Annotated in this window: 3 protein-coding genes; all 3 read right to left on the reverse strand. The window is 36.9% G+C overall.

Annotated elements, in window-relative coordinates:
- The coding region (locus tag ACYVRH_RS13160) for a DUF3560 domain-containing protein (protein WP_461257351.1) at positions 1-544 on the reverse strand (544 nt) is incomplete at its 3' end.
- Positions 545-598: 54 nt separating this feature from the next.
- Positions 599-865, reverse strand: a complete 267-nt coding sequence (locus tag ACYVRH_RS13165; protein ID WP_461257352.1) for a hypothetical protein — start codon at positions 863-865, stop codon at positions 599-601.
- 3 nt (positions 866-868) lie between these two features.
- Positions 869-1,039: a hypothetical protein gene (locus tag ACYVRH_RS13170; RefSeq protein ID WP_461257353.1), complete on the reverse strand. Its 171-nt coding sequence runs from the start codon at positions 1,037-1,039 to the stop codon at positions 869-871.
- Positions 1,040-1,065: the final 26 nt, after the last annotated feature.

The raw sequence follows: 1,065 nt of genomic DNA on the forward strand, positions 1-1,065 counted from the left end.
GTTTTTTTAAGGTTTCAATTTTTTCTTTTACCCTTCGGATTTCGGCGCTGTTATTACTTAGCATCCAAGTAGGGCAAGGTTTATTTTTTTCGTTTGCCATTTTTTGGCTTTCTTCTTCTGATAAGCCTAATGCGATTAACGCTTCTTTACCTTGCTTCCATGCCTTATTAACTGATTTCATGTAATTTTGAGATTTTTCAAGTTTTATCAATTTTTCTTGATACTTTTTTACAGCTTCTGGATCATCTCCGCTAATTGAATTATTGCTTTCAGCGGCTGCGGCTTTGCCTTCGTAATAATCGGCTTTATTATAGGCTTCGGCGGCTTTGTGATGAGCGGTATCAATTCTTTTTAATAATGCCCTGTGGCTTCCTTCGCTGTGGTGTCCTACTAAAATGGGCTGTCCAAAAGGGATAACGTCCCCCATTTCTCTAGCCCTGTTACTTTCTTGATTGGCTTCAATGTTTGACCGTCTCGCTTTTGCTTTGTAGCGGTCGATTTTTATTTCTTTTCTTTCTTCATAGTCTTTTCTACCAACTGACATAATTAATCTCCTTAAAATAAAATTACCCTAGCCAAAAAAGGCTAGGGAGTGAAACTAAAGAGCTTTTAAGAGTGCGCTCTTTTCATCTGTTGTAAAATGACGGCTGAAAAGGCAAGCTTTACAGTCTGTTCTGTCTTTACAGGATAGACAGATTTTTGTAGGGTCTATAATTGCGGGTAACGCCATTACCAACATTTCAACCGTTTTTGTCATGGGTTTGTTTATTGACCATGCGAGACGGCGAATTATATTAGATGTTTCAGCGGAAAATTTTGGCGTGTATACTGGTTTTTCCCAAACATCATTGGCTGTCGCTTGCATAATTTAACCTCCTAAATTTTGAATGTGAATTTTGAAGCGTTTTATAGCTTCCCTTAACCCATAGCCGATATATCGCTGATGGTGATAAATACCGCTGTCTGATAAGTAAGACAGAGTAAAACCGTCTACCTTGTGGTAGGTAATAGTAATTTCTTTATTTTTAATTTTTTCCATTTTATACCTCTACTAAATAAAATTTT

It is taken from the genome of Treponema sp. R80B11-R83G3 (assembly GCF_054786115.1).